Origin of the sequence: Nonomuraea sp. NPDC049269 (genome assembly GCF_043197155.1) — a bacterium.
Taxonomy (GTDB): domain Bacteria; phylum Actinomycetota; class Actinomycetes; order Streptosporangiales; family Streptosporangiaceae; genus Nonomuraea.
This window is the reverse complement of the sequence record NZ_JBICSO010000001.1, coordinates 124,740-146,607: the sequence shown is the minus strand read 5'-3', so window position 1 is coordinate 146,607 and position 21,868 is coordinate 124,740. Positions and strand designations below refer to the sequence as shown.

17 protein-coding genes, 1 pseudogene and 1 riboswitch are annotated in these 21,868 nt (G+C 69.1%); of the genes and pseudogenes, 6 read left to right on the top strand and 12 right to left on the bottom strand.

Annotation, left to right across the window (positions count from 1 at the left end; genetic code table 11):
• Positions 1 to 20: 20 nt before the first annotated feature.
• The 6 genes from ACGFNP_RS00705 to ACGFNP_RS00680 all read right to left on the bottom strand — a co-directional run bounded on the left by ACGFNP_RS00705 (position 21) and on the right by ACGFNP_RS00680 (position 5,923).
• Complete coding sequence (locus ACGFNP_RS00705; RefSeq protein WP_393313232.1) at positions 21 to 875, bottom strand: sugar phosphate isomerase/epimerase family protein; 855 nt, start codon at positions 873 to 875, stop codon at positions 21 to 23.
• Positions 876 to 888: 13 nt separating this feature from the next.
• Complete coding sequence (locus tag ACGFNP_RS00700) at positions 889 to 1,893, bottom strand: Gfo/Idh/MocA family protein (protein ID WP_393313229.1); 1,005 nt, start codon at positions 1,891 to 1,893, stop codon at positions 889 to 891.
• Between the two features lie 40 nt (positions 1,894 to 1,933).
• On the bottom strand, positions 1,934 to 2,866 hold the full coding sequence (locus ACGFNP_RS00695; RefSeq protein ID WP_393313226.1) for a TIM barrel protein: 933 nt from the start codon (positions 2,864 to 2,866) through the stop codon (positions 1,934 to 1,936).
• Positions 2,867 to 2,894: 28 nt separating this feature from the next.
• The gene (locus tag ACGFNP_RS00690; RefSeq protein WP_393313223.1) at positions 2,895 to 3,728 is read right to left on the bottom strand and encodes an ATP-binding cassette domain-containing protein; all 834 of its coding nucleotides are present in this window, start codon (positions 3,726 to 3,728) and stop codon (positions 2,895 to 2,897) included.
• Positions 3,725 to 4,804 carry an ABC transporter permease gene (locus ACGFNP_RS00685; RefSeq protein ID WP_393313220.1) on the bottom strand — a complete coding sequence of 360 codons (1,080 nt, stop codon included), beginning with the start codon at positions 4,802 to 4,804 and terminating at the stop codon, positions 3,725 to 3,727. Before ACGFNP_RS00685 ends, ACGFNP_RS00690 begins: the two co-directional genes overlap by 4 nt.
• A 111-nt stretch (positions 4,805 to 4,915) precedes the next feature.
• Positions 4,916 to 5,923, bottom strand: a complete 1,008-nt coding sequence (locus tag ACGFNP_RS00680; protein ID WP_393313217.1) for a substrate-binding domain-containing protein — start codon at positions 5,921 to 5,923, stop codon at positions 4,916 to 4,918.
• A 672-nt stretch (positions 5,924 to 6,595) separates the two neighbouring features.
• Between ACGFNP_RS00680 and ACGFNP_RS00675 the strand changes: the two genes are divergently transcribed.
• Positions 6,596 to 7,576, top strand: a complete 981-nt coding sequence (locus tag ACGFNP_RS00675) for a LacI family DNA-binding transcriptional regulator (RefSeq protein WP_393313214.1) — start codon at positions 6,596 to 6,598, stop codon at positions 7,574 to 7,576.
• A gap of 92 nt (positions 7,577 to 7,668) precedes the next feature.
• Here the strand turns inward: ACGFNP_RS00675 and ACGFNP_RS00670 are convergent, their stop codons facing one another.
• Entirely contained in the window at positions 7,669 to 11,406 is a 3,738-nt protein-coding gene (locus ACGFNP_RS00670; protein WP_393313211.1) for a S8 family serine peptidase, read from the bottom strand.
• Between the two features lie 177 nt (positions 11,407 to 11,583).
• On the opposite strand from ACGFNP_RS00670, the gene ACGFNP_RS00665 reads away from it, so the two are divergent.
• Positions 11,584 to 12,417, top strand: a complete 834-nt coding sequence (locus tag ACGFNP_RS00665) for a pentapeptide repeat-containing protein (RefSeq protein ID WP_393316555.1) — start codon at positions 11,584 to 11,586, stop codon at positions 12,415 to 12,417.
• 92 nt (positions 12,418 to 12,509) lie between these two features.
• Positions 12,510 to 13,400, top strand: coding sequence for an alpha/beta fold hydrolase (locus ACGFNP_RS00660; protein ID WP_393313208.1), 891 nt, complete (start codon positions 12,510 to 12,512; stop codon positions 13,398 to 13,400).
• Positions 13,401 to 13,446: 46 nt separating this feature from the next.
• Here ACGFNP_RS00660 and ACGFNP_RS00655 read toward each other — a convergent pair.
• The 3 genes and pseudogenes from ACGFNP_RS00655 to ACGFNP_RS00645 all read right to left on the bottom strand — a co-directional run.
• A pseudogene (locus tag ACGFNP_RS00655) lies at positions 13,447 to 13,860 on the bottom strand (serine hydroxymethyltransferase); the annotation flags it as partial.
• A 207-nt stretch (positions 13,861 to 14,067) separates the two neighbouring features.
• Positions 14,068 to 14,166, bottom strand: a riboswitch (glycine riboswitch).
• A 28-nt stretch (positions 14,167 to 14,194) separates the two neighbouring features.
• Positions 14,195 to 14,908, bottom strand: coding sequence for a nitroreductase (locus ACGFNP_RS00650; RefSeq protein ID WP_358333241.1), 714 nt, complete (start codon positions 14,906 to 14,908; stop codon positions 14,195 to 14,197).
• A 10-nt stretch (positions 14,909 to 14,918) separates the two neighbouring features.
• Complete coding sequence (locus ACGFNP_RS00645; RefSeq protein WP_393313205.1) at positions 14,919 to 15,428, bottom strand: DUF4863 family protein; 510 nt, start codon at positions 15,426 to 15,428, stop codon at positions 14,919 to 14,921.
• An 83-nt stretch (positions 15,429 to 15,511) separates the two neighbouring features.
• Here ACGFNP_RS00645 and ACGFNP_RS00640 point away from each other — a divergent pair, with 83 nt between their 5' ends.
• Positions 15,512 to 16,294: an IclR family transcriptional regulator C-terminal domain-containing protein gene (locus tag ACGFNP_RS00640; protein WP_358333247.1), complete on the top strand. Its 783-nt coding sequence runs from the start codon at positions 15,512 to 15,514 to the stop codon at positions 16,292 to 16,294.
• Here ACGFNP_RS00640 and ACGFNP_RS00635 read toward each other — a convergent pair.
• Positions 16,287 to 17,711: an aldehyde dehydrogenase family protein gene (locus tag ACGFNP_RS00635; RefSeq protein ID WP_393313201.1), complete on the bottom strand. Its 1,425-nt coding sequence runs from the start codon at positions 17,709 to 17,711 to the stop codon at positions 16,287 to 16,289. The genes ACGFNP_RS00640 and ACGFNP_RS00635 overlap by 8 nt on opposite strands.
• 29 nt (positions 17,712 to 17,740) lie before the next feature.
• On the bottom strand, positions 17,741 to 19,306 hold the full coding sequence (locus ACGFNP_RS00630) for a GMC family oxidoreductase (RefSeq protein WP_393313198.1): 1,566 nt from the start codon (positions 19,304 to 19,306) through the stop codon (positions 17,741 to 17,743).
• A gap of 236 nt (positions 19,307 to 19,542) precedes the next feature.
• Here ACGFNP_RS00630 and ACGFNP_RS00625 point away from each other — a divergent pair, with 236 nt between their 5' ends.
• On the top strand, positions 19,543 to 20,805 hold the full coding sequence (locus tag ACGFNP_RS00625) for an amidohydrolase (RefSeq protein ID WP_393313195.1): 1,263 nt from the start codon (positions 19,543 to 19,545) through the stop codon (positions 20,803 to 20,805).
• Positions 20,802 to 21,848, top strand: a complete 1,047-nt coding sequence (locus ACGFNP_RS00620) for a threonine aldolase family protein (protein WP_393313192.1) — start codon at positions 20,802 to 20,804, stop codon at positions 21,846 to 21,848. Before ACGFNP_RS00625 ends, ACGFNP_RS00620 begins: the two co-directional genes overlap by 4 nt.
• The last annotated feature ends 20 nt before the right edge of the window (positions 21,849 to 21,868 follow it).

Genomic DNA, 21,868 nt, shown 5'->3' with positions numbered 1-21,868 from the left:
ACGCGGCCCACGGTGCTCCTTCACCAGGAGGCCGTCCGCTTGGCCATCTCCTGGAGCATGAACACGCTCGACTCCCGCGCCCGGTCCTCCCAGGCGAAGACGCATGCGGTCATCGTGCCGTCGAAGCCGAGGCGCCCCAGGGTGCCGAAGAATTCGTCCCAGTCGACCTCACCCTGACCGATGTTCAGGTGCTGGTGGACCCGGGCGGTCGACCCCGGCGGGTTGACGATGTAGCGCAGGCCGGATGACCCGCGATGGTCGAAGGAGTCGGCGACGTGCAGGTGGGTGAGCAGATCGCCGGCGTACTCCATGATCTCGGTCATGTTGCCGCCCTGGTGGAAGGTGTGCGGAGCGCAGTAGAGGAACGACACGAGCGGGGAGTTGATCCCCCGCACGACGTCGACGGCGGTCTTGCCGTCCTCGACGAAGTCGTCGGGATGCGGCTCCAGGCGCAGTTCCACTCCCTCGCGCTCGAAGACGGGAAGCAGTTCCTCCATCGACCTCCAGAACATGGCCTCGCTCCGAGACGCCTGCTCGGGACGGCCGTTGAACTCCGAGTTCATGACGTTGCAGCCGAGCTCGACCGTGATCTCGATGGCCCGCTTCCAGTAGCGCACGGCCGCCTGGCGCTCCTCCTCGTCGGGCCCGGACCAGCGGTACAGCGGTAGCACCGAGGCGAGCTTGACATCCGCTGCGGCGAGGGCGGATCTGAAGGCGGCGATGGTGTGGCTGTCGGCCCTTGGGTGCAGGAAGAAGGGCATGAAGTCCTCGCGGGGCGAGAGCTCGATGTGCTCATAGCCCAGCTCCGCGACAAGCGCGGGCAACTCCAGCAGCGGCGTGCGGCGCATCATGTACGGATCCAGAGCGATCTTCATTATCGGGTTCCTCTCAGGTGTAGAGACCGGGCCGCTCGACCAGATCGACGGGGACGGGAGCGCCCGACTCAAGTGAGGCGACAGCGCTCTCCGCGACCGCGGTGGCCGCGTAGCCGTCCCACGCGCTCGGCCCTGCGACGGCACCGGCGAGCAGTCCGCTGATCCACTCCTGCAGCTCCGCCAGGTAGGTCGCGCCGAACCGGACCCGCCAGTCGGCCGGGACCGTCTCGATGCGCCGTCCGTCGCGGATCAACGCGTTGGCGCCCGGGGTCTCCAGTGCCACGACGCCCGCGGACCCCACGACCTCGCAGCGCACGTCGTAGCCGTACTGGCAGTTGACGAACACCTCGACGGTGACCACGCCGCCGCCGGACAGCTCCAGTAGCACGATCTGCGGGTCGCGCAGGTGGGCCGCGGCCAGCGGGCTCGGCCTGGTGGCGACGACCGTGGTGCGCACGATCTCCTGGCCGAACAGCCAGCGGGTGGTGTCGATCTCATGAATGACCGAATCGGTCATCGCCATCGAACTGGTGAAGGAATCGGGCACGACGGCGTTGCGGTGGACCATGTGGGCGAGGAGCGCCTCGCCGATGGTGCCGTCGTCGATCGCTTCCTTGACGACCTGGTAACCGGGGTCGTAGCGGCGCATGAAGCCGATCTGGATCAGCCGTCGGCCGGATGAGACCTCGGCTTCGACGACCTTGAGGCAATCCGCCGTCGTGGTGGCGAGCGGCTTCTCGCACAGCACGGGCTTGCCCGCCGCGATGCAGGCCAGGACCTGCTCGGCGTGGAGATCGCCGGGCGAGGCGATGACCACCGCGTCGACCACGGGATCCTCGATGACCTTCAGCGCGGTCGCGCGCGTCACGGCGCCCGTCCCCGCGGCGACCCGCTCCGCGCGGGCGAGGTCGACGTCGAACACGGCGACGACCTTCGACCCGACGACCTGGGACGCCAGACGTGTCACGTGGTCGGTCCCGATGTTGCCGGTCCCGATGACACCGACCTTGATTGCCACCTTGGCTCCTTGCGTGTTCGAGTTCGTGGAGAGATGCCGGTCAGGTACGCGGTCCGAGGCCGCAGCCGTTGAAGTACTTCCGGGTGCGGGTCGCGATGGGGAACGGAGTGTCCGGCGGGCACGGATAGAGGTCCTGCTCGACGATCGCGAACAGGTCGGCGTCCAGCCGGCCGAGCTCGGCCAGCAGCGGCTCCATGTCGGGAACACCGGTGGGAGGCTCGATCATGGCTCCACGGCGGACGGCCTCGGCGAAGCACAGGTCCTCGTCGCGGACCTGCCGGACGATCTCGGGGTCCACCTGCTTGAGGTGCACGTAGCCGATCCGCTCGGGGAACGCCCGGATGATCTCGATGTTGTCCCCGCCGCAGTAGGAGATGTGGCCGGTGTCGAGGCAGAGCGAGACGAATTCGGGGTCGGTGTCCTCCAGGAACCGCAGCACGCGCTCCTGGGTGTCGACGTGGCTGTCGGCGTGCGGGTGGAAGACCAGCTCCACGCCGGTTTCCTCGCGGAGCACGCGAGCCAGCTCGGACATCCCCGAGGTGAGGTCCTTCCACTGGCCGGGTGTCAGGTCCACCGGCTGCGTGAGCTTTCCGTCCAGGTCGGTGTAGCCCTCGGGCAGCGAGACCAGGTGTTTCGCGCCGAGCGCGGTGAGCAGCCCGGCCTCCGCGCGGCACTCCTGGATGGCGTCCTTCAGTGCCTCCCGGCCGCGGTGGAGACCGGAGAAGACCGCGCCCCCCGACAGCCGCAGACCGCGTCGGCCGAGCTCGTCGCGGAGCCGCTCGGGATCTGTCGGCAGGTAGCCGTACGGGCCGAGTTCGATCCAGCGGTAACCGGCGGCTGCCACTTCGTCGAGAAAGCGGTCCCAGGGAACCTGGTTGGGGTCATCGGGGAACCATACGCCCCAGGAATCGGGGGCCGTGCCCAGCCGGATCCGGGACAGGGGGCTGGTGTCGGCGGCAGTGCTCAACATCATCTCCAGAGGTGGGAAAGCGAATCGGTGATCAGGTGAGCGACTGGCGGAAGCGCTGCAGTCCGAGCTCTCCCTCGACCACGGCGGCGGTGAGCTCCTTGACAGAGGTCTGCTCGCGAGTGGTGTCGAGGATCTTGCGTCCGTGGTTCATCACGATGTGCCGGTCGCACACCTCGTAGGCATGGTGGAGGTTGTGCGTGACCAGCACCGAGCTGACGCCCTCGCCCTTGAGCCGGGTGAGGTAGGCCAGCAGGGCTTCGGTGGCACGGACAGCGAGTGCGCTGGTGGGCTCGTCGAGAATGAGCAGGCTGCGCTTGAAGTGCACGGCCCGGGCGATCGCCACCGCCTGCTGCTGCCCCCCGGAGAGCGAGCCGACCAGCTGGCGGGGACTCTTGATGCCCTCGATGGTCACGACGCTGTCGAGGATGTCCGCGGCGATGCGGTCCATCTTGCGCAGCCTCATCAGGCCAAGGGCGTTGGTGAGCTCGCGTCCCATGAAGATGTTGCGGGTGATGGTGAGCGACGGGACCAGCGCGGAGTCCTGGAAGATCGTCTCGACGCCGAGCTTCTCGGTCTCCTGACGGGTCGGCGTCGCCAGCTTCTTCCCCCGCCAGGCGTAGTCTCCCCCGTCCGCCTTGACGACACCAGACATGATCTTGACCAGCGTGGACTTGCCGGCGCCGTTGTCGCCCAGCAGTCCGACCACCTCACCCTTGCGGATCTGGAAGCCGACGCCGTTGAGGCAGACGTTCGGTCCGTATCGCTTGGTGATGCCGGACAGCTCAAGGAGGACCTCTCCGGTCGGCTCCGGGGCGGTGGTGGACACGTCCGCTCCGTTCTGGCCGGAGGGCGCCGACACGCTCATTCCGCTTTCCCTTCGATGAGGCGGTTGAAGACGGCGGCGAAAACGATGATCGCGCCGATGAACAGGTTGAGGTAGAAGCCCGGGGCCCCGGAGAGCAGCAGGATGTCCTGCAGAACGAGGATGAGTGCCGCACCGAGCACCATGCCGAGGACGCTCCCTTTGCCGCCGCGCAGCGATACGCCGCCGACGACGGCTGCCGCGATGGCCTGCAGCTCCATGCCACGGCCGGTGCCGGGCTGGACGGACTGCGTCCGCACCGCGACCAGGATCGAGGCGAGTGCCACGCACAGCCCGAGGATTCCGAAGGCGACCAACTTGATGCGCGTCGGGTTGATGGATATCGCACGAGCCGCGGACTCGTTGCCGCCGACGGCGAAGATGTGGTTGCCGAGCTTGTGCCGGTGCATGAGCACCCAGAAGAACACCGCGACCAGGACCAGCCATACGACCTGACCTCGGAAGGGGCCCACCTGCCCGGCGAAGATGGTCTGCAGGGTCTCGCCGCGCTGCATGCGTGCGGCCGAGCTGCCGTTGTAGAACAGCGCGGCACCGTCCCAGAACAGCATCATGCCCAAGGTGACGATGAACGACGGGATCTTGAATCTGGTCACGATCACGCCGTTGAGCAGCGCTATGCCGATGCCGATCGCGAAGGTCACGACGAAGGCGCCGAGTACGTTGCCATCGGAGTACCAATGGATGAAGACAAGCGCGCAGAAGGTGAAGTTCATCCCTAGCGAAAGGTCGAACTCGCCCGCGATCATCAGCACGCCTGCGCCGATCGCCAGGATCGCCAGCACAGGGATCGACTGGCTCAGCACGTTGAAGTTGGCCCCGGAGAGGTAGGGGAAGCTGTCCGGGGCCATCAGGTAGGCGACGACGCAACCGATCTGCACCAGCACGAAGATGATGCCGATCTCGAGTGCGCCGCGGCCGCGTATCAGCCGCAGCCATCCGCCGAACTGCTCACTGCGGCCTTTCGGGACGTAGTCCGTCATGGTGCGCTTCGCCGGGGCGGTCAGCTCCGCCCCGGCGGGCGCCGCCGCCAGATCATGTTCCTCCATGGTCCCGCCCAAGGTCGGCGACGGCGCTCCGTCGCTGGTCGGTCTGCTCATGCTTGGCTCTCCCCTATCCGTCGCGGAGGTGACTGGTGGGCGGCCCACCCCTCAGGCAAGCTGCCGATCCGATCAGCGGATCTTGCCTGCCAACTGCTCGACGACCGCGACGTTGGACTTGTCCACCAGGCCGCTGCCACCGGAGTTGATGGTCGCGGGGCTGAGACCGAAGTCGAGATGCAGCGCCAGTTGCGCCACGGTCTGGAAACCCTGGACATAGGGCTGCTGGTCCGCGGCGGCGAGGATGGCCCCGCTCTTGATTCCGTCGATGACCGGCTTGGACAGGTCGAAGCCGACCACCGGGACCTTGACCCCGACGTCCGACATCGCCGCCTCGACGTTGCGATGCGGGGTGCCACCCAGCGGCACGATCGCCGCGGTGTTCTTGTGGCCGAGCAGGTACTGGCTCATCTTGTCCAGGGCTCCCGCGTCGTCGATGCCGGTCGCCACCATCTCGGTCTTCGCGCCGATGGCGTCCAGAGCCTTCTGGACCCCGGCGTTGCGCTGGATGGCGTAAACCTGTTCGGGGAACTCGACCGGGGTGAAGACCTTGGCTCCGCGTGGGAGCTTCGCTTCGGCGATCAGGCGCTGCCCCAGGAGGTATCCGGCCTCCTCGAAGTTCTGGCCGACGAAGCCGGAGGTGCACGGGGCGACCTCGCCCTGCTGCGTGATGTTGTACGCGAGCACCGAGATGCCGGCCTTCGAGGCCGCGCAGACGTTCTCGGTGTAGCGCTTCGGGTCGTCGATCACCACCGCGATGGCGGCGGGTTTGTCAGCGACGGCACTGCCGATGAGGTCGTTGTACTTCGACGGGTCGCCCTGGCTGGTCTGCAGGTTCAGATCGATGTTGAACAGCTGGGCCGCGTCCTTGGCGCCCTGCGAGATGGTGCCCCAGAAGGAGTCACCGGGATCCTGGGAGAGCAGGAACGTGATCTTGCGATTCTTGGCCCTGCTGCCGAGCCCGGACTGCAACCCTGAAGCCGAGGCGGCCTTCGCGGTCTCTGCGGACTGCGTGTTCTGTGCGGCGCCCGAACCATTCGAGCAGCTCGCCAGGGCGAGAGCGATGATCGGGGCGAGCACTAGAGCGCGCCAGTTTGTGACATGCCAGCTGGTCGGGGATCTGCGAATGGAGTGCGGCACTGGGTTCTACCTCTCCCGGGGAGTGACCACGGTGGCGGGCTGGAACGGGCCCTTGGTGCGTTCGGCCGGCATCGGAACCGGCCTCGCTTCGAGCGATGTAACCTGCGGAGCAAGTGCCCTGTCAATAGGATGTCTTGACATTTTGCTTGGAAAATTTGTCCTGACATAAGGACATGCTGAGAACCTGACTAATAACGTCGACATGCCCTAGATGGCCTGGTCGATGGCTAGCCCATCGAACGTCCGGCCGCCTCGACGGCCCGTTCGCCGCGCGAGCTAGGGTCCGGCGAGCTGCGTGGTGTCCCCGTGGCCGAGTCGACGGAGGGGCATCGCGGCACGTGCGACCACGCCGCCGTTCGCCGGGGTTTCGGGATGATCCTTCTTGCCGATCAAGTAGTCCAACGAGGTATCGGCGACTCGCGAGGCTTCATGTCTTCATCCGATGTCACATTGAGCGCGCTCTACTAGCGCGCTCTAGTGGCTGTTACTATGAACTCGGTCACACCGAATGTCAACAGCTTGCAACAAGGCGTGCACACCGGAAAAGGGTTGGTGTTGGAGCAAACGGGGTCATCTGCTGCAAGGGTCTCGACGCGCACCAAGCGACCCACCATGGCGGATGTCGCGGCACGGGTGGGCGTATCACGGGCGCTGGTCTCACTCGTGTTCCGCAATGAGCCGGGGGCGAGCAAGGAGACGCGTGACCGGGTCCTCCGCGCCGCCGACGAACTCGGCTACCGCCCGGACAACGCGGCGCGGCTCCTCGCCCGCAATCGCAGCATGGTCCTTGGCGTGATGATCAACGTGCGCAACGCCTTCCATGCCGACCTCGTCGAGGCGATCTACGCGGAGGCGGAGCGGCTCGGCTACGAAGTCCTGCTCAGCGCGCTCGGCCCGGCTCGTAACGAGCGGAAGGTCGTGGAGGCGTTGCTGGGCCACCGCTGCGAGGCATTGATCCTGCTCGGCCCGAACGCCGAGGCCGCCTATCTCGCCGAGGTGGGAGAGCACACCCCCACGGTTGTCGTGGGACGCCGGGTTTCGGGTGCCGGCGTCGACAGCGTCCACACCGCCGAGAACAAGGGCATACGTCAGGCCGTTGATCACTTGGTGGGCCTCGGCCATCGCGCCATCGTCCACATCGACGGTGGCAACGGCCCGGGGTCCGCCGAACGCCGCCGCGCGTACCGCGCCGCCATGCGCGGACACGGGCTGGAGAAAGAGATCCGGGTGCTTCCGGGGGATCACACCGAGGAGTCCGGGGTGAAGGCCGGAGAGACCTTACGGCACGACCACCAGTTGCCGACCGCCGTGCTGGCCGGCAACGACCGGTGCGCCATGGGCCTCATGCACGCGCTCAGTCGCGCGGGTGTCAACATCCCGAAAGACATCTCGGTGGTCGGTTACGACGACAGCCACATAGCTCATCTGTCTCATATCGACCTCACCACCGTGCGTCAGGACGCCGAGCAGATGGCCCAGCTTGCCGTACGCTCCGCGGTAGAACGTCTGGACGACAACCGGCTCCCCTCCCGCGAGCTCATCCTCGATGCCCGGCTCGTCGTCCGAGGCACCACCGCTCCACCGCACGCTTGACCGCGCGCCGCGGCGACGCCCTCGCCTCTGGTAAGTGCACGCCGAGCGGATGAGCCGGAGGGGGTGGCCCATCCGCTCGGCGGGTCTGTGCGTCACCGTGCCGCGTAGGCGCGGATGACTTCCTGGGAGACGGTGTTGCCGTCGACGTCGGAGGCGTTGAGCCGCAGTGAGACGAAGCCCGACGGGCGCGGCTCCAGCGTGGCCTCGTAGTTCGTGCCGCCCTTCGCGCGCAGGCGGGCCGCCCGCCAGGTGGCGCCGTCGTCGTAGGACACCTCCAGCGACACCTCCTTCACCGCGCTCGACGCCGCCCCCTCCTGCCGGTAGAGGGACACGCCGAGCTTGGCCGAGCGGGCCCGGTTCTTCAGGTCGACGGGCGCGTCGATCCCGGCCAGGAGCAGCGGGATCACCGTGGTCGCGGCGGCCGAGCGCTCCGAGCCGAACGTCCACACCGACCGGATACGCGTCGACAGCTTCGCCCAGGTGGCCTCGTTGCGGACGTCGTACTCGATCCGGTACGCCGACTTCTCCGCCGGCAGCGTCACCGTGCCCGAAGGCAGGTAGGCGGTCTGCTGGAGCAGCTTGTCGCCCTGGTAGAGGCGGAAATCAGTCTTCATGCCGTGCTCGAACGGGCTGGTGTAGGCGTCGCCGTAGTTGCCGTCCGCGTCGATGAAGCCCTCCATGGAGACGCGCAGCTTGTCGCCCTCCCTGCGCAGCGGGTTGCGCGGGTTGACGCCCGGCAGCAGCGGCTGCTTGAACCAGGTCCGCTCCACCCGCTCGCCCGCCTCGTAGCTGCGGAACTCCGGCGACGACAGGGCCATGCGCGGGGTGTCCACGTGCGGCCACATCGTGTTGTAGAACCGCTCAGGACTGCCCGCCGAGGCGCTCCAGCGCAGGTCGGGGTCGGGGGTGAAGTACTGAACCTGGGTACGCGGCGTCTTGGCCAGCGGCCGGTTGGTGGAGATCGAGGAGGTGTCCCACGGCTCGAAGACGAACCGCGCCTCGTTCACCGTCACGTCGTCGGCGAGCTGGCTGTGGTAGCCCGACTCGACGCGGGCCAGCGACTTGTCGCGCACCACGTACCGCAGCGAGTCCGGCACCCGGCCCTTCTCGCGCAGGTACAGGTCGTAGGTGTAGGGGCTGGCCACGATCCCCTTGGCCAGGACGGGCACGGGCAGCCGCCGCAGCCGTTCGACCAGTTTCAGGCCCTCCTCCTGCGTCAGCCGTACGGTCGGGACCGTGAGCTTGACGCCGGTGCCGCCCGAGGTGATGTCCGCCCCCGGGTGGTCGCTGTAGATCGCCACCATCCTGGCTCCCGCGGCGGCGGCCGCGTTGGACTGGGTGGAGACCGGCACGCCGTCGGTACGGCGGATGACCGCCAGTTTGCCGCGCAGGTCGCGGGCCTTGATCTCCTCGGCCGTGCCGCGCCCGGCGTCCACCGCCAGGAACAGCTCGGTGCCGTCCAGCTTCGGATACTCCGTGGCGTAGTCGCTGAAGGAGACCGGGTCGTAGTACTGGGGGTTCAGGGCGAGGCCCGGAGCCGTCAGGGTGATCGCGGGTGCCTCCAGCCGCCAGCGGGTGGCGACGGTGAAGGTGCCCTTGGTGACCTTCCTGGTCGGCTGGATGAACAGCCGCTCCTCGATCTGCCCGCCGGGTGAGATGTTGGTACCGCCGCGCAGGGCCGTGCCCTTCTCGCCGGCGCGGTACCAGGCGAGCTGCGCCGCGGCGCCCATGTTCCGCTTGGTCTTGTGGTCAGGGGTCTCGATGGCGACCTCGACCGCCTTGCGGGCGTCGAGTACGACCTCGGTGTTCTCGGTGATCTTCATCTCGGGGTCGCCGACGAGGCTCTCGTTCAGCGGCTTGCCCGTCGCCGTGCTGTCCTGCGTGGCGGGCATGGTGAAGATGTGGCCGAGCACGGAGTAGGTGCCGGGCTTGACCAGCAGGCAGGTGCCGGTGCCGGACTTCTGCTCGGTGCACGGCTGGGCCGGGTCGCCGGGCAGGAGGCGTCCGACCAGCGTGCCCTCGTCCAGGTTCAGCACCGTGAATCCGCCGCGCGCGTTGCGGCCGTCCCTGGCGACCCCGCGTACCCTCAGCTCGACGCGCCGCTGCTGCTCGACGCTCGCGGTCAGCAGGGTCCGTACGGTGGCGCCGCCGGGAACGCTCACCGACAGTTCCTCCCGCAGCAGGCCGGGCGTCGCGGCCTTGAGGGTCACCTTCACCTCGGCCTGCCCGGCGCCGGGCACGGTCACCTCGCCGGGCTCGGCGGTGAACGGGCCGGCGCCCTTCAGGTCCAGCTCGACGGGGTCCTTGCCGAGGTTGCGATACTTCACCGTGACGCTCTTGGCGGCGCCTTCCACGAGGTCGCCGAAGTTCACCGAACCGGCCGAGGCGACGACCGCGCCCTTCAGCGCCGCGCCCACGTCGATCCGGCCCGTGCCCCGCGCGTCCGCGGGCGTGCCCGGCGTGGGCTTGGCGGTCCCCATCAGCAAGGACTTCAGCTCGGGTCCCGTGAGGTCGGGGCGGGCCTGCCGCAGCAGCGCCGCGGCGCCCGCGACGTGCGGGGTGGCCATCGAGGTGCCCGACATCGTGACGTACCCACCGCCCGACTTCGCGGCGGTGATCTCCACGCCCGGCGCGGTGACATCCGGCTTGACCGAGTGGTCCGCGGCGATCGGGCCCCTGCTGGAGAAGGTGGCCAGCTTGTCGTCGTGGTCCACCGCGCCGACGGTCAGCGCGTCGGCGGAGTCGCCGGGGGCCCCGACGCAGCCGTCACAGCCGTCGTTGCCCGCCGCCACCACGAACAACGTGCCGTACTGCTGGGAGAGCCGCGACACGGCCGAGGTGAGCGGCCCGCCCGCGACGCGGCTGCCCAGGCTCATGTTGACGATCTGGGCGTGCTTCTCCCCCGCCGCCCACTCCATGCCGTCGATGATCCACGAGAGCTGGCCGGTGCCGTCGCCGCCCAGCACCCTGCCGTTGAGCAGGCCGGCGCCGGGCGCCACGCCCTTGCGGCGGCCGTCCGACGCGGCGCCGGAGCCCGCGATGGTGCTCGCCACGTGGGTGCCGTGGCCGTGGGGGTCGCCGGTCACGTTCTCGCCGGTGAAGTCGCGCTGGTCGGCGACCTTTCCGGCCAGGTCGGTGTGGGTGGCGTCGATGCCGGTGTCGAGCACGGCCACGGTCGTGCCCGTGCCGTCGAAGCCCGCCGCCCACGCCTCGGGGGCGCCGATTTGCGGCACGCTGTTCTCCAGCACCGGCTCCACCTTGCGGTCGAGCCAGATCTTCGACACCCCCGCCAGCGGGCTCGCCGTACGGGCTGCGGTTCCGGCGGCGAGCCCGGCCAGCGCGGCTCCGAAACGGGCCGCGTCATGGGTGGCGAGTGACACTCCCGCGCCGCCGATGCTCTCCAGGGTGCGGAGCTGCTTGACGGCCGGGAGGGCGGTTTTGGCGACGTTGCCGTCATAGGTCAGGATGAGCGGGAGCGCGGTGTCGTATCCGTCCTCGGCCAGCTCCGACACGTTGAACAGCTCGGCGTCGAGACGCTGCGGGACCAGGGCGGCGACGTCGTCGGGGATGACGGTCAGCGCACCGTCCGCCTCCAGCACCTGGAAGTTCGGCACGGAGCCGTCCGCGCGCGGGGCCGGGGTGATCGTCACCGCCTGGTGGCCGCCGTCGACGGCGCGTACCTGCACCTGGTCGCCGGTGATGAGCGTGATCTCACCGCCGGTCGTACCCCGAACCAGCCCGGAGGCCGCCACCCCGGTGCCGGGCACCGATAGCGCGGAGACGGCCAGCACCGCCGCGACGGTGGCCACCGCCTTTCGCCCACGCGGCATTGACGACCTCCAGTGAATCGGTAAGAGAAGCTACCGAATTCCTAGTGGTCATGATCTGGGATTGTCTACGTGAAAAGGGTGGCTAGATCCAGACGTGTCGTGAACCCGCCATGGCTGAGGGCCGGCTAATGAGAGCTGAGGTACTCTCGGGACTTTGACCCCCCGAAAAGGAGACGCCTGACCTTGTCCGAGTCCTTGAAAGCCGACTGCGAAAGCTGCTTCGGGCTGTGCTGCGTGGCGCTGCCCTTCTCCGCCTCGGCCGACTTCGCGATCGACAAGGACGCCGGACAGCCGTGCCCCAACCTGGAGACGGACTTCCGCTGCGGTATCCACCGCGACCTGCGGAAGCGCGGTTTCCCGGGCTGCACGGTCTACGACTGCTTCGGCGCGGGTCAGAAGGTCTCCCAGGTCACTTTCAGCGGGCGGGACTGGCGGCAGGCTCCGGAGACGGCCACCCAGATGTTCGCGGTGTTCCCGGTCGTGCGGCAGCTCCACGAGCTGATGTGGTACCTGACCGAGGCGCTGACCCTCGCCCCGGCCCGCGAGCTCTACGACGAACTCCGCGCCGCCCTCGACGAGACCGGACGGCTCAGCCGCGGCGACGCCGACGACCTCCTGGTCCTGGACGTGCCCGCGCACCGGCAGGCCGTCAACACGCTGCTGCTGCGGACGAGCGAGCTCGCACGCGCCGGATCCCCGCGCCGCAAGAACCGCAGGGGCGCCGACCTCATCGGAGCCAAGCTCAAGGGCGCCGACCTGCGGGCCGCCGACCTCAGAGGGGCCTACCTCATCGGCGCCGACCTCAGGGGCGCCGACCTGCGGCTGGCCGACCTGATCGGCGCCGACCTGCGAGGCACCGAACTCGGCGGAGCCGACCTCACCGGCAGCATCTTCCTCACCCAGCCGCAGCTCAACGCGGCCAAGGGCGACGGCGCCACGAAGCTGTCGCCCACCCTCACCCGCCCGGCCCACTGGTCGGCCCCCGACCGGCCACGGCGGGCAACCCGCTAGCGCCCCAGCCGAACCCGATGGCGCCTCATCGGCGCCTTCTACGGCGTAGAGTGACTTCTACAGTGTAGAAAACGGAGGCTATGGTGCAGACAGTGAAGGTTCCCGGGGCGCGGCTGTACACCGAGATCGCCGGCGAAGGCCCGCCCTTGGTGCTGGTCTCCGGCGGCGGCGGAGACGCCGGCATGTACGAGGACGCGGTGCCCCCGCTGGCCGAGCGGTTCACAGTGATCACGTTCGACCGGCGGGGCAACTCACGCAGCCCGCTGGTGGAACCGGACGCGTCCCTCACGGTGTCTCGGCAGGCGGCCGACGTGGTCGCCATCCTGGATCACTATGGCATCGACCGTGCCTTCGTCTTCGGCAACAGCGCCGGGGCGATCATCACGGTGGAGCTCCTGATCCGCCACGCCGACCGGCTGCGCGGCGCGGTCGTCCACGAACCGCCACTGGTCGGAGTCCTGCCCGATGGCCGGGACAGTCCCGAGCAGCGCGCCTTCGACGAGTTGGCCGGCATCGCCGAGCGGGAGGGGCCCATGCAGGGGTTCGCCGCGTTCTCGGTCATGACCCTGCCCAAGGCGCCGCGGCTGTTCACCAACCCGACCGGGCGGGCCGTGACCGCCGGCGCTCTGCGGGTGGCGATGGGCGGCGCCGCGCTGGCCCGCCGGGTGACCGGCCGCCGGCCGAGCGGGATGTTCCGGCTCATGGGCAACGTCGACATCCTGCTCACCCGCGAGCTACCCGTATTCATGTCCTACCAGCCCGACCTGAAGGCCCTGGAGACGGTCACGATCCCGTGGTGCCTGGCCACCGGCCACGACAGCGTGGGCCGCCCCTACTACCGGCCCGCGCACGTCCTGAGCGAGCGCTTCGGGGTGCCGTGCGAGGAGTTCCCCGGCGGGCACACCCCGTACCAGACCCACCCACGGGAGTTCGCCGACCTCCTCACCACGATCCTGGACGGCTTCGACCCCCCGAAGACCTGACGCCAGGCGGGGGGCCGAGTACAGCAGAGTGCTCGGAGCGGTCGCTTCACAAGTTCGGGTAGAGCGGGAATTTCGCCGTCAGGATGGCGATCCGGGAGCGCAGGTCGGCCAGTAGCCGGCCGGTGGGCGGGGTGACCAGGGTGGTCGCGATGATGTCGGCGACCTCGGCGAACTCCGCGGGGCCGAATCCGCGTGTGGCGAGCGCCGGCGTGCCGATGCGCAGACCGGAGGAGATCATCGGAGGCCGCGGGTCGAACGGGACGGCGTTGCGGTTGACGGTGATGCCCGCAGCGTGCAGCCGGTCCTCGGCCTGGCGTCCGTCGAGGTCGGAGTGGCGCAGGTCGACAACGAGGAGGTGAACCTGGGTACCGCCGGTCAGTACGGAGATGCCGGCCGCGCGGACGTCGTCGGCGAGCAGCCGTTCGACGAGGACGCGAGCGCCATCGAGGGTGCGGCGACGGCCCGGTAGATCTCCGGGTCGAGCTCGGCCAGGGACTGGTTGTGGGCACTCGACATGGTGGAGGCTCCTCCCTCGGTCAGGCGCCGCTCGGTCGCGGCGCCACGGCTGGGTGACCTCCCCGCTCTGTCATCGGTACCTGAGAGTTTCACCGCGTGAACGGTTTGCACCATGGGTGCAGGACCGGGGTCCTGGCTTTTCAGAGTTCGCCTCGCCGGAGCGGTCATGGGGCCTGAGAGTTTCTGGGGAGAGTTGCTCCTTCGGCGCCTCGCCGCGACAGGCAGGCGAGGGCTCTCCCGCTCCGGTGGAAACGGCGCGATATTCAGTTGGTTAGGAACTATGCGAGTTCATCACTATAGAAGGTGCTGAAGGAACTGACCGGTTCTCGCGGGGTGCGGTGCCGATTGAGGTGGTGGTCGGGGTCGGCATGCCCCAGTGCGAGCCCGCAGACGATGAGGTGGTCCTCGGGTATGCGCAGGTGTTCGCGCAGCACCGGATAGAAGTCGATGAACGACGCCTGCGAGCAGGTGTCCAGACCTGCCTCCCGCGCCGCGAGCATGAGCGCCTGCAGGAACAGGCCGGCGTCCACGAGTGCCCCCAAGAGGGGGTGCCGGCTGACGGTGAGGATGATCCCGACCGGTGCGCCGAAGAATTCGTAGTTGCGCCGGTGATGGCTGAGCCTGCCCGCCGTGTCCTCCGGGCTGAACCCGAGCGTGTCGCGGTACAGCCCCTCCCCGAAACGGCGTCGTCGTGACCGGTACGGCTCCGCCCACTCGTCGGGCCGGGGCTGGTACGGGTATTCGGTCTCCGGCACCCGCTCGCCGTCGTCGTGCGCGCGGAGGACCGCGGCGCTGAGGCGACGCTTGGCCGCACCGGTGATGACGTGCACGTGCCAGGGTTGGGTGTTGGCGTTGCTGGCCGAACGAGCGGCCAGGGCCAGCAGCCGGTCGATCTCGGCCCGCGGAACGGCCTTCGGCAGGAAGGCACGCACGCTACGACGGCCGAGCAGCGCCTCCTCGACTGTCGCCGCGGACATCGTCAGTTCGTCCACGGGTCGCATGTCAGGCGGCGGGCGGGGTGATGTCGTACGAGATGCGCCCGGCGGGCAGGTAGAACAGGGCGATCAGCGCGCCCCCTTTGACCTCGGGGTAGTGGTGGCTGCTGGGCCCGGGCGCGGTCCAGCCCGCGCCCGTCCATCCTCGCGGGCCGATGAGCCGGGCGCCGGGGTCGAGCGGGACGACGACGTTGAGCTCGCCGTAGGGATGCTGATGGTACTGCCCGCGGTAGGGCTCCTGGCTGTCCATGTACACGGCCGTGATGCTGAAGTAGTTCAGTTCCTCGCTCGGTTCGGCGATCCGGCTGCGCCGGTACTTGGGGCCGTCGACTTCGATGTTGGCCGCCCATCCGTCACGGACGCCGTCGATGATCATGCGAGCGAGGTCGTCGTACAACGGCGTGCCCGGGCCGTAGGTCTCGTTGAGCCAGATCTCGAGGTCCTCGCCGGCGGTGCGGTTCTTGATCTCGTCGAGGAACGGGATGCTGCGCTCGATCAGGTCTTGCGGGGAGGTCATGGAAACTCCTTTCGTTCGATTGCCGCACAGAGGTTCAACGGATACTGTGAGGCGGAGCTGTGGTGATCGGGAGGGATAGCGGCATGGGACGTCTGGCGGACAAGGACCGCGCGGAGCGGCAGGAACGTCAGCTCGCGAACGCGCCGAACGCGGCGGACTTCTCCGAGGCGCTGGCCCGGGGTCTGGCGGTGCTGTCGGCGTTCGGGCCCGACCGGCGGCGTCTCACACAGGCCGACCTCGCGCGCGAGCTGGACCTGTCGCGGGCGACGGTGCGGCGGGCGGTTCTGACGCTGGAGCATCTCGGCTTTCTCGTGATGGACGGCCGCGCGTACGAGCTCACACCGCGAGTTCTCCGTCTGGCCAGCGGCTATCTCACATCGAATGTGGCAGGCGTGATCATGCAGCCGGTGTGCGACCGGATCTGCGGGGAGTTGGGCGAGGCGTGTTCCGTCGCGGTGCTCGACGGCCCGGACGCCGTGATGATCGCCCGTTCCGTGCCGAACCGGTTGCTCCAGATCGGCAGCGGGATCGGCTACCGCACCCCGGCCGCGATCTCCTCGCTGGGCAAGGTGCTTCTCGCGCACCTGCCGCCGGAAGAACGCGCGGCCAAGCTGGCGGAGGTCCCCGACGCTCCCTCCGGTGAGGTTCTCGACCGCGTCCTGCGCGACGGCTACAGCTACGTGGCCGACGACGTGGAACGCGGCGCCCACTCGATCGCCGTGCCGCTGCGCCGCTGGGACGACCGTACGATCGCCGCACTCCACGTCGGATGCCGGATCGAGCAGATCTCTCCGGAGGTCATGCACGGCGACGTCCTCAAGGTCTTGAGGGAAGCCGCCGAGGAGCTTCACCACCAGCTCATGTGACAAGGCCTGGCTCCCGGTGGATCGCCGAGGGGCGGGTGGCGGCGTCGTAGGCGGCGTGACCGCCGACGGCGCCGACTCCGCTGTCACCGGCGGGCTCGAAGACGCGGTCCGGGCCGCCGCCCTGCCATTGGTTGATCCAGATGATCCCGGCGGGGAGGGTTTCGGCTGCTTTCGCGTGCGCGGGGTTGTCCGTGTAGATCGTCGCGGCCAGCCCGAACCGCGACCGGCCGGCGAGCCGCAGCCCGTCCTCGAACGAGTCGACGATCCGCACCGGCGCGACCGGGCCGAAGGTCTCCTCGGTCATGACGAGCATCGTGTCGTCCACATCGGTCAGGACCGTGGGCGGGTAGTAGAAGCCCTTGCCGCCCGGAAGCACGCCTCCGGTGTGCACCTTGGCCCCGCGTGCCACGGCGTCGGTGACATGGGCGTGCACGACGTCGCGCCGGCGTGCGTCGACCAGCGGGCCCAGCATCTTCGCCTCGTCGTCACCGTCGCCGAGTGTGTAGGTCTCCGCTGCCGTGACCAGCGCGTCGATGAACGGGGTGGCGATGTCGCGGTGGACGTAGATCCGTTCCATCGAGGTGCAGATCTGCCCCGTGTTGACGAACGTTCCGTGGGCCACGGCTTGGGCGGTGACGACGGGGTCGACGCCGGTGTCGACAATGACCGGGTCTTTACCGCCGAGCTCCAGAAGCGCCCGGCGCAGCCCGTGGCCGGCCTTCGCGCCGATCGCGCGGCCGACCGGGACTGAGCCGGTGAAGTGGATCAGTCCGACGCCGGGATGCTCGGTCAGGGGTTCCCCGGCCCGCCCGTCGCCGAGGACGAGGTTCGCGACTCCGGGCGGCAGCGTCAGCAGCTCGAACAAGCGAGCCGTCGACAGGGGTGATTTCTCCGACGGTTTGACGACAATGGTGTTCCCTGCGACCAGCAGCGCGCCGACGGCTGAGAGCACCGCGGCGACCGGGAAGTTCCATGGCGTGATGACGGCCGCGACCCCAAGGGGATTGCGGATGATCCGTGTGGTTCCGCCGCCATCGTGCATGGTGGACGTCTCGAAGGAGTAGGTGGCGGCGTCGGCCAGGCTCGCCTTGAGCGCGGCGACGCCACCCGCCACGAAGAAGCGGCCGGCCGCGGCCGGCTTGCCCATCTCCTGGCATTCGAGCTCGGCCAGCTCGGCGGCGTGCTCGGCGATGCCGTCCGCCCATGCGTCCACCAGATGTACGCGTTCCGCGACCGGATACGCGTGCCATTCCGGTTGTGCCACCGTGGCCGCGGTGACGGCCTTGTTCACGTCCAGCGGCGATCCGGCGGGAATCCGGGCGACGACCTCCTCCGTCGCCGGATTCACCACGTCCAGCCTGACGGGGTCGGCGGACTCGGTCCACGTACCGCCGATGAAGTTGCGCAGCGGTGTCACGCTCGTTCTCCTCATTGTCCAGTCACTGTTCAGTCCAGAAGGTCGGCGATCAGCTCGCCGGCCATGATCGCCGCGAGGTTGGTGTTCGCACGGGGAACCGTTGGGAAGATCGAGGCGTCCACGACGCGAAGCCCGTCCACGCCGAGCACGCGGCAGGCGGGGTCGACCACCGTGGAGTCCTCGTCCGGGTCGCCCATGCGGCAGGTGCTCGTCGCGTGCTGGGCGTCGAACGCGGTGGCGAGCAGGTAGTCGTCCAGCTTGGCGTCGTCGTCGAGGACAGCGAGCAGCGCCGTGTTGAGACGGTCGGGCGAGAACGCCGTGATCGATTCGACTTCCTTGCTGCGCACCAGGTCCATGAGCTGCCTCGTCGCGGTACGCATCCGACCAAGGTCACGCTCATCGGAGAGCATCCGCTCGTGGACCTCTGGCTGGACCGTGGGATCGGCCGAGACCAGGCTTACGGAGCCGCGGGAGTAGACCTGGTTGACCCACAGTCCGAAGGCGCCGGCGCCGAAGTGCAGATCGGCGATCTCCATGGCCAGGACGTTCTGGTTCCCCGCCATGACGAGGATGTCGTTCTCCTGCCCGGCCGGATCGTCGCTGGTGTAGCGGATGCACACGTTGGTGTGCCGGGCATCGGGGCTCTTGACCGCTGAGGCCTCGTCGAGCGGGATGCCGATGAAGACTACGGGATGGTCCTGCAGCCCCAGCCCGACAGGCAGATCGGCGACCACGTCGACGCCCAGCGACCGCAACTGGTCCGCCGGGCCGACGCCCGAGCGCATCAGGATCGCCGGCGAGTGGACCGTGCCGGCGCTCAGCACGACGACGTCCGCGTACTCGCTGGTCAGTTTGCCGTCCGCGCGGACCCGCACGCCGACCGCCCGGCCGCCGGAGATGATGACCTTGTCGACGAGCGCGTCACCTCGGACAGTGAGCGTGCCGAGATTCCGTGCCGGTTCCAGGTAGGCGTCGTTGGTCGTCACCCGGCGGCCGAAGCGCGAGTTGATGGGATAGGGCGAAACCCCGGTGGCACCTGGGGCGTTCACGTCGGGCGCCCAGCCGTACCCGGCCGCGAGCGCCGCCTCGTGCAGGGCGTGGTCCACCGCGCCCCAGGCCGCCTGCGGCGTCCGGTAGATCGGGATCGGGCCGCCACGCCCGTGGTAGGACTCCTCGCCGAACTCCTCGTCGTCCTCAAGCCGCGCGAAGTACGGCAGTACGTCCCGCGGGGACCAGCCCGAGCAGCCCATGCGCGCCCAGTCCTCGAAATCCGCCATAGGGGGCCGGATGGCGATCTGACCGTTGACCGCCGAGCTGCCACCGACTCCGCGGCCTCGCCAGAACGGCGCCGGCGCCTGCCTGTCGGTGCGCGTCGCCTGCAACCCCTGCCAGACGAGGCGTTCCGTCGCCGCCGGGTCCATAAGCGCGCGCATCGGATTCGGCGAACGCCAGACCTCGGGCATTTCCCGCGAACGGTAATCCGGGCCGGCTTCGAGGAGCAGCACCCGTTTGTCCTGGGCGGCCAAGCGTGCCGCGAGCGCTGCCCCCGAAGACCCTGCGCCCACCACGATCACATCCCAACCCGTCCTGTCCACGACCCCTCCTGCGCTGTGTTCGATTAACGAACCAAAGTTCGTTTCTTTGGTCACGCCACCGTACGACGGGACGCGCCCCATGCGCAACGGCCTGTTTGACGGGTGCGAATGACGGAGTGTGATGTTCAACTGCCCATTGCGATCCAGACATCCTGGACTTACGCTCTCTCCATCACCGCACATTCGTGCGACAATCGAACATTTTTACGGCAGTACCCGCTGCCGGAGGGAGCGAGATGCCCCGAGAAGAAGACGTCCTGACATCGCTGCCCGAGATCGTGCCGGGGCTGGAGGACCTCTACCGGGACCTGCACGCGCACCCGGAGCTGGCCTACACCGAGCACCGCACGGCCGCGATCGTCGCGGCGCGTCTGCGCGAATGCGGCTTCACGGTCACCGAGCACGTCGGCGTCACCGGCGTGGTGGGCGTGCTGCGCAACGGCGACGGCGCCACCGTGATGCTGCGCGCGGACATGGACGCCCTGCCGGTTGAGGAGAAGACCGGCCTCGACTACGCGAGCACGGCGACCACGACCAATGAGACGGGCGAGACCGTTCCGCTCATGCACGCCTGCGGCCACGACATGCACGTGACCTGCCTGCTCGGCGCGGCACATCTCATGGCCTCGTCGCAGGAGCACTGGTCCGGCACGCTGGTGGCCCTGTTCCAGCCCGCGGAGGAGGGCCGGGGCGGAGCGAAGCGGATGATCGCCGACCGGCTCTTCGAGTTCACGGGGAAGCCGGACGTGGTCCTGGGCCAGCATGTGTTCCCGTACCTGGCGGGCACGATCGGTTACCGCGCCGGCCCGATCCTGGCCGCCTCCGACGGTTACGAGGTCCGGCTGTTCGGCCGGGGGGCACACGGCTCGCGGCCGGAGACCGGGGTCGACCCGGTGGTGCTCGCGGCCTCGGTGGTGATGCGGCTCCAGACCATCGTCTCCCGCGAGGTGGCCGCGGACCAGCAAGCGGTGCTGACCGTCGGCGCGATCAATGCCGGCACCGAGGCGAACATCATCAGCGACCACGCCGACCTCAAGCTCAGTGTCCGCACCTTCGACGGGGAGGTGAGCGCGCGGGTGCTGTCCTCGGTCCGGCGCGTCATCGAGGCCGAGTGCGTCGCTTCCGGCTCCCCCAAGCCGCCGGAGTTCGCCGAGCTGTTCGGCTTCACCCCGACCGTGAACGACGAGGCCGCGACCGAGCGGGTGGTGCGCGGCCTGCGCGCGCGGCTGGGCGCGGACGCCGTACGAGAGATCGCGCCGATCATGGGCAGCGAGGACTTCGGCGAGTTCGGTGCGGCCACCGGCGCGCCCTATGTGTTCTGGGCCCTGGGCGGCGCCGACCCGCAAGCGTACGCGGCGGCGCAGGCGGCGGGCGTGCTGGAGGAAGAGATCCCCTCCAACCACTCGCCGCTGTTCGCGCCCGTCATCCAGCCCACCCTCGGTACCGGGGTCACCGCGCTGGTGGCGGCGGCCCTGCAATGGCTGGGTGGCACGTCATGACCGGGCGAGGGTTCAGCAGCGACAACGCCGCCGGCGCGCATCCCCTGGTGCTGGCCGCGATCGCCGAGGCCAACAGGGGGCACGCAGCCGCGTACGGGGGCGACGCGTGGACCGTGCGGGCGCAGGCCATGCTCGCCGAGAACTTCGGCCGGGGCAGCCAGGCATTCCTGGTGTTCAACGGCACCGGCGCCAACGTCTCCGCGCTCGCCTCGATCCTGCGGCCGCATCAGGCGGTGGTGTGCTCGTCCGACGCGCATCTCCACACCGATGAGTGCGGGGCGCCGGTCCGCTTCACCGGCAGCACCGTGCTTCCGGTTCCGGCGGAGCGCGGTCTGCTGACACCTGAGGCCGTCGAGGCCGTGATCGGGCCGGGTGGCCGTGGCGAGCACCAGGTCGTGCCCGCCGTACTGTCGCTCACCAATGCCTCCGAGCTCGGCACGGTTTACCTTCCTGACCAGGTCGCCGCGCTGGCGGAATGGGCGCACGCGCGCGGGTGGGTGGTGCACATGGACGGTGCCCGGCTGGCGAACGCGGCGGCTTCGCTGAACTGCTCACTGGCGGAGGTGAGCACTGGAGCCGGCGTCGACGTGGTCTCCTTCGGAGGCACCAAGAACGGGATGCTCTTCGGAGACGCCGTGGTGTTCGGCGCGACCCCGGCGGGAGTCGCCGCGGCCCGCGACTACCGACACGTACGCAAGCAGTCGACGCAGCTCGCGTCCAAGATGCGGTTCCTCGGCGCACAGTTCGTAGCGCTGCTCACCGGCGATCTCTGGCGCCGTAACGCGGCGGCGGCCAACGTGGCGGCGGCGTATCTCGCCGAGCGGATCGCCCAGGTCCCGGGCGTGCGCATCGCTTATCCGGTGCAGGCCAACGCCGTGTTCGCCACGATGCCGCCGGCGATGCGCGCGCCGTTGGCCGATGAGTTCCGGTTCCACGTCTGGGACGAGCAGGCCGATCTCGTCCGGTTCGTCTGTTCGTACGACACGGAACTCACCGACATCGACTCCCTGCTGTCCCGGGCGGAACTCCTCGCGGGCGTCTAGCTCCGGCCCTCCTCGAAGGA